Here is a 6,423-nt window from a genome sequence, read left to right on the forward strand (position 1 = left end):
GAGAAGACGGCATACGATGCGTAAGTGAGTGGGGTTCTGACGTGTGCTCTCTCCCGATCCCCTCCCTTTATAGATTCCCTTAGCGTCGCACTAAGGGCAAATAGACCTGCTCTGGGGGTGCGAGGGGGAAGGGTGGATTGAACTCACGACGATCAACGATGATGTTGGCCGGGGTATAGTCGCTGGGGAGACCGTCGGGGCCGGTGCGGATGATCATGACGGTTGGTTCGAGCCGTTCGAGCAACGCGCCCCAGTGTGGTACGTCGCATGCAAAGGTGAGTTGCTCGCACTGGACGTAGTAGCTCAGTTGGCGTTCAGGGTAGGCCAACTCAGGCCGCGCCGGATCGTAGCGCGTCGGGCGGTAGTCACGCTCGCCGAGCGGCAGGAAGATAGAGATGCCGTTAGCGCCGTCGAGGTTGAGGGGCTGGTTGCGAAAGCGCCCGCTGCGCGTCGCCTGGGCGATCACGACTGGCCCAGTGGGGCCGACGGCGGCAGTGACGACGGCGTTGGCCGCTTCGCGGATATTGGCAGGGATGCTAGTGTCGGCATTGAGTTTGCGGGCAAAATCTACGAGGTCTACATAGCCATCGCGTGCGCCAATCACCCCAAGGCTATCATAGTCAAACTTTTGGGCCGCATTGTAGGCCCGCGTGAGCGCCAGCACCAAGGCATGGTCGGCAGGGGCGGGATCAGGCAGAGCGGCCAGGCTCACCTCGCCCAGCGTATTGATGCGCTGCGCGAGATTATCTGCCACCCCAGCGCGCAGTTGGCGCAGGTCGAGGGCGCTGATGGTGTAGGGCGCATTGGGGCCAGGGTTGTAGCGCTCAACAATCCGCTCAGTCAGGGTGGCCGGCGTTGTACGATTGGTCAGATCAGCCAGATAGTGTTGGTAGGGCAGCCGCGCAAAGAGCAGATTCTGGCCCGCGATGAAGTAGTCGGCTACCTCACGCACCTCGTAGGCGCTCTCGATCATCGCCATGAGGCAGGCATCGAAGAAGAGGATATTCAGGCCGAAGCCGCTCAGTGCCTCGCGGGTTTCGCGTGTCGAGAGTGAACTACCATTGCTCGTCATGTCCATGCTCATGCCGCGCCAGCCACCGGCTTGGATGCCCCCCGTACCACGCGGTTGCCCTGGCGGGTCGAGGTCGGGCGCCCAGCCACCGCCGTGGTCTACGATAGCGAGCATGCTGTACTGCGGGTCGGGGTAGGTCGCTTTGGCCCAACTGACGAAGTTACGCAGGGTAACAGCACTGCCGGTATCGAGTTCACGCGCCCCGGCGCTACCGGGCATCGCGCCAATCCAGTGATCAGAGCTACCTACCTGTTCAGTCACGTCACGCAAGCCATTTGGTTCACGCACATAGATCTTAGAATCGCCTTGGGTACTCCCATCATAAAGAATCACGAGGTGCATTGAGGGATTGTAGGGCATGCGCTGGAGGCGCTGCACCAGCCCAGCCAGCGCATCACTCAGCCCCACCACGCCAGGGCGATCCGGCACCACATCGTCACCAGCGAGGTAGAGCATCACCAGCCAATTGGGTTGCTCTGGCGCAGGCGTAGCCGTAGGACTTGCCGTAGCTGAGGGGCTAGGGGTGGCGGAGGGGCCGGGGGTCGCAGTGTGCGTAGCAGTGGGGCTAGGGCCGGGGGTCGCAGTGTACGTCGGGGTGGGGGTGCGCGTCGGGGTGGCAGTGGGGCCGGGGGTAGCTGTACTGGTCGCCGTCGGCAGAGGCGTAAAGGTGGGGCCAGGCGTGGGTGCGCTACCCACCGGGCTACTACGGAAGGGCTGGTAGTTCACTAGACCCAGGTTGGCATCGTCAATCCCGTGGAAGATGCGCGCCTCGATGGCGGCGAGGTCGGTTGTGTTCCAGTAGTTGTTGGTCGCATCAATATCGCTCGCCGTGTTCGCGTTGTTGTTGTAGAGATCGTAACTGCCGCCGCTGCCACTGTTGCCGTAGATGTCGTTGTTGTTGAGGATGGCGCTACCGCTACGAATGTAAATTCCGCCGGTGGGGTCAGCTTCGGCACGATTGTCAACCACTACATTGCCACTCATCGTGATCGTACCTGAGCGAAGGTAGATTGCGGCACCTGCATCGGTCTTGGTCACATTGTCACGGATTGTATTGTTGGTAAAGATACCTGATCTTTCAATACCTGAACCAAAATAGACACCACCGCCTTGCAGTTGAGCTGTATTTTCGATGATCGTGTTGTTGATAACGGTGTAATTGCGATTAAGATATCCGATATAAACACCACCACCTTCATGAGAATTATTTTTACTAATTATATTGGTTATATATTGTTATATCATTCGCATCATTTCCATTTGTTCCAATCCCACCTCCTTTAGAACTATTTGCACCATTCTCCGTGATTACATTGTTGCTAATTGTTGAGCCACTGGCAGATCGCCAAAAATTTACACCAGAGCCATTGTTGCGACCATTACCGCGTACCGTGTTTGCACGAAACGTCGTGCGAATATTCAAATATGCTCCATCACCATCATTGTGGTTGATGACATTGGTGTGAACCTCAGCAACAGCGTTGGTTCCCCAGTGTGAAAGATTGAGGCCATCACCGCCGGGGTTATTGCTCAACGTATTACCGCTGAGTACAAGCTGCAAATTCCGGCCATGCCCCTCACTGTACAGCCCCCCGCCATTATTGCGTACAATAGTACTGTTGACCATGCGATAGCTAAAGTTTTCGCGGGTCAAGCCAAAAATCCGCAAACCGATTGCTCTATTATCGCGGATGGTCAGGTTATCCATGTAGGGCACGCTATTCTCAGCGCGCACGGCGGCGTTGTTGCTGATCGTCGTACTGCCCGCCTTCTCGACAATCACATACTGCAGGATGCTGCCGCCGGTGTAGTTGCCCGCTTCATCAAAACTACCGGCGCTGCTCGTCGGGCTGAAGTAGAGGTAGCCCCAGTTGTTGGTTGTGGCGGCGGTGAGCAGGATGGGTTGATTGGCCGTGCCAATTGCCACCAGCGTGCCGCGCACCGTGAGCGCCAGGTTGGCAGCAAAACGCAGCGTCGTTCCCGGCTCAATCGTCAGCGTCACGCCCTCATTGACAATGATGCTGCCGGTGACGTTGTAGCTCGCACAACTTTCGGCGTTGGGGCCAAGCGTGCGGTCGGCAGCCACCAGGCCGAAGATGTCGCACTGCTGGGCATAGGCCAAGGGCAATCCGCCATTCGTGCGCCACAGCCCGGCCAACGGAAGCACGAACAGTACCACCACCAGACCAAGCAGCACATGCGTCCGCCGTAAAGCACTGGTCAACGTAGTAAGGCTTGCCATGACTGAATCCTTTCATACAAAGCCACATGTATGTTTCAGGTGGTATTCCTGAGCATTCAGGGTTGATCAGGTTCTTTTGGAGAGGCCAAAGCCCGCTTTGAACCCTTCACCCCTTAGATGCTGTCTGAAAAGTCTGTGAACTGGTGTTGGAGTGCCGGCTTCAGTCGGCTAAAGCCGGCACTCCAGCGTGTGCCCATTAGCTTTTCAGACAGCTTCTTAACATCAGGCTGGGCGTGCTGTCATGGCAGACTACGTTGTGCAATGTAGCCCTAAGTATACCTGTGTTGCATGGCCTATTGAAGCCTAATGGCCGTATGCAGGTGGCGCTGCGCTTCAACCCACGCCCCTTGTTCGTAGGCCAATTGCCCCAGGTTGTGCAAAGCTGCTGCTAAGAGTGCCGGCATATGAAACTGCCTACTCAGATCACACACCTGAATGAAAGCATTGCGTGCTTTTATTAGATCGCCACAGGCCAAGGCCACCAAGCCGAGATTGCCGGTGGTGTGGATCACCCCCACGATATCGCCCGTCTCCTCTTTTAGACGTAGGCTCTCTTGGTAGTAGTGGCGGGCGGCTTCTTGCTGGCCTTGGGCGTTGGCGAGGTAGCCCATGTTGTGCAGAATTGCACCCATCAGCAGCGCATCGCCCGCTTGGCGTGCCAGTTCGAGGCTCTGGGTCAAGAGATCCATGCCGCAACTGTAGGTGCTACGCACCCCTTCGACCATGGCGAGACGCTGCAAAAGAGCACTGCGTTCGCCAGGGGCGGCGGGTTCATCCGGCAGGGTGGCCAGCCCCGCCTGACACGCCTTCGCCGCCTCGTTCAAGGCTCCTTGACGCCAGAGTAGTGCCCCCAGTTGGGCGTAGAGCCGCGCACTCTCGGTGCGGATACCGCCCACCGCCTCTGCGCTCAGGGCGAGGCCAGCGCGGCAGGCCGCCTCACCCGCTTGGTAGTCGCCGCTCTGCTCGTAGGCTTGTTCCTACGAACCTTCGCTCAGGGTGACCAAGCAATGGGGCAATCAACAACATCCGCTTCCATTAGGGAAGGATACAGAAAACAGGAAACAGGAAATAGGGCTGAGGCTTTGGGATGCCCAGGATGGCCCTCACCCCCATTAGGGAAGGATACAGAAAACAGGAAACAGGAAATAGGGCTGAGGCTTTGGGATGCCCAGGATGGCCCTCACCCCCATTAGGGAAGGATACAGAAAACAGGAAATAGGAAATAGGGCTGAGGCTTTGGGATGCCCAGGATGGCCCTCACCCCCTACCCCTCTCCCACGTTGTGGGCGAGGGGCGCAGGCACTGCGGTTTTGTTGCGTTGCGTTGCGCTCTTTTGTGGCAATGAATACATGTTCTGTCTACCCTTCCCCCGTCACGCGGATCTGGTAGACCAACTCCTCAAGGGCGGTGTCGCTGAGCAGTTCGTACCAAGGGGCGTGGTGCAACATCTCGCGCAGGCGGGCGTCCTGTTGGCCCATTTCGTCGCGGAGGTCTTGGGGGATGGGGGTGTTGATGCCGATACCACGCGCAATGGCTTCGATGCTCTTGAGCAGCGCGGGGGCTTTGGCAATGCGCTCGTAGAGGTCGGGGAAGCTGGTCTGGATGACGGTGAGTTTGGCCAGCAGCCCCGCTAGGGTGGTGCGCCCCTGGGCGCGGTCGAGGCTCATGTGCAGGCGGAAGATGTTGAAGCTGCGCTTGACCTTGCGCGGGTTACGCAGCAGGCCGGTGGTCATCAGGTGTGCCACTTCGTGGCGCTCTTCGTCGGTCAGGCCACCCACGGCGGGCAGACGTTTCTGCAAAAAACGGCGGATGGCATCGGGGGCGAGCGGCGGCAGCGTGAAGGGCACCTGGACGATCTTCTCTAGGTAGTCGTGCTCGGCGACGGGGAAGGGCTCATGGGCACGCTTCTCTGCATGAGTGCGCTCGCTCATCGCAGATTTCGCCACGCCCGCGCCCGCTAGGGCAAACTCCTTGTAGCGCACGCGGATGCCGCGCTCGATGATCTCCCGATCCACGCCCAGCACAAAGATACAGCCACGGATGTCGAGGAAGACCTTCATTGCCTCCAAGACGCCGATGGCCTGCTCGGGCAAGCAGCGGTCAAGGTCATCAATGAAGATGACCAGGCGTCGCCCTTGGCTGGTAACCAACTCGTTGATCACCTTTGCCAGCCCGATGTGGAACTGTTCAAGGCTCTTGACATGTTCGCGGTAGATGCGTAGGCGCTCGCGCTGGAAGAGGTTGAGCAGTTGGTCGGGGTAGTTCTCTGCCCCCGCCGCCTCCCCCGCCTTCTCGACCGCCTTGCCGATCTGGCCAAGGATGGGGATGTAGCTAAAGCCAGCACGAATGACCGTATTGGCCACCAGTTTGCCCGCCGCATCCCACTGGAACTCAAGGCTGCCGGCCTCCTCGCGCTCGACGCTGCGGTAGAGGCTGGCGGCTAGATCGTCGAGACGCTCCGTGAGTTTGCTACGGGTCGCAGCGCAGCCCTCGTCGTTGAGGCTGGTGGGGGGCTGATCTGGGTGCAGACGATTCTGGTAGTCAATGTAGTCATGCAGCCACGTCTCATCACGTTCAACGAGCAAACGCAACGCCTCGACCACTTCAAGTAGCAGCGCGCGCCAGAGCGCCTCCTGCTGCGCGTAGCGCCAAGCGTCGAACCAGACGGTGGTGCAATGTGCATCGTCAAGGCGCTCCAAGATCATCTGCATCAAACTGGTCTTGCCGCTGCCCCACGGCCCGTAGATGCCAATAGTGAGCGGGGTATCGTCAGGATTCGCCCCGGTGATAATGGCGGCCAGGGCTTGGGCAGCGGGGGTAAAGCCGAGTTCGTCTTTGGTGGCGGGGAGATCGCCGTAGCCGGAGGGGGTGGTCATGGGAGAACCTTGCATTAGAGGCTGTCTGAAAAGGGTGTCAGTGCCATTCCATGCTACGTGGCACGCGGTGGAGTGCCGGCTTTAGCCGGCTAAAGCTGGCACTCCACCACGTAGCGACCGACTTTTCAGACAGCCTCTTAGACTGGAAGCCACTCGATCACATCACGCCATTGCTCGGCCTCGGTCACATCCCAGTAGACAGAGAGTGTCTCTGCCCACAGGAGGAGCGAGGT

4 protein-coding genes are annotated in these 6,423 nt (G+C 58.9%); all 4 read right to left on the bottom strand.

The annotated features are described in order from the left end of the window. Positions 1-79: 79 nt before the first annotated feature. Complete coding sequence (locus CJ255_RS20690) at positions 80-2,110, bottom strand: clostripain-related cysteine peptidase (protein WP_097645976.1); 2,031 nt, start codon at positions 2,108-2,110, stop codon at positions 80-82. A 175-nt stretch (positions 2,111-2,285) separates the two neighbouring features. Next, complete coding sequence (locus CJ255_RS20695) at positions 2,286-3,314, bottom strand: right-handed parallel beta-helix repeat-containing protein (RefSeq protein WP_097645977.1); 1,029 nt, start codon at positions 3,312-3,314, stop codon at positions 2,286-2,288. A 293-nt stretch (positions 3,315-3,607) separates the two neighbouring features. Then, positions 3,608-4,210 carry a tetratricopeptide repeat protein gene (locus tag CJ255_RS20700; RefSeq protein ID WP_097645978.1) on the bottom strand — a complete coding sequence of 201 codons (603 nt, stop codon included), beginning with the start codon at positions 4,208-4,210 and terminating at the stop codon, positions 3,608-3,610. 462 nt (positions 4,211-4,672) lie between these two features. Then, a complete protein-coding gene (locus tag CJ255_RS20705) occupies positions 4,673-6,190 on the bottom strand; it encodes a KAP family P-loop NTPase fold protein (protein WP_165774861.1) in 1,518 nt (505 codons plus the stop codon). Positions 6,191-6,423: the final 233 nt, after the last annotated feature.

This window comes from Candidatus Viridilinea mediisalina, assembly GCF_002532535.1.
GTDB classification, from domain to species: domain Bacteria; phylum Chloroflexota; class Chloroflexia; order Chloroflexales; family Chloroflexaceae; genus Viridilinea; species Viridilinea mediisalina.

Excerpts from the sequence above, each read along its gene's own strand:
- CJ255_RS20705 (WP_165774861.1), bottom strand. The coding sequence starts at position 6,190 with ATGACCACCCCCTCCGGCTACGGCGATCTCCCCGCCACCAAAGACGAA.
- CJ255_RS20695 (WP_097645977.1), bottom strand. The coding sequence starts at position 3,314 with ATGGCAAGCCTTACTACGTTGACCAGTGCTTTACGGCGGACGCATGTG.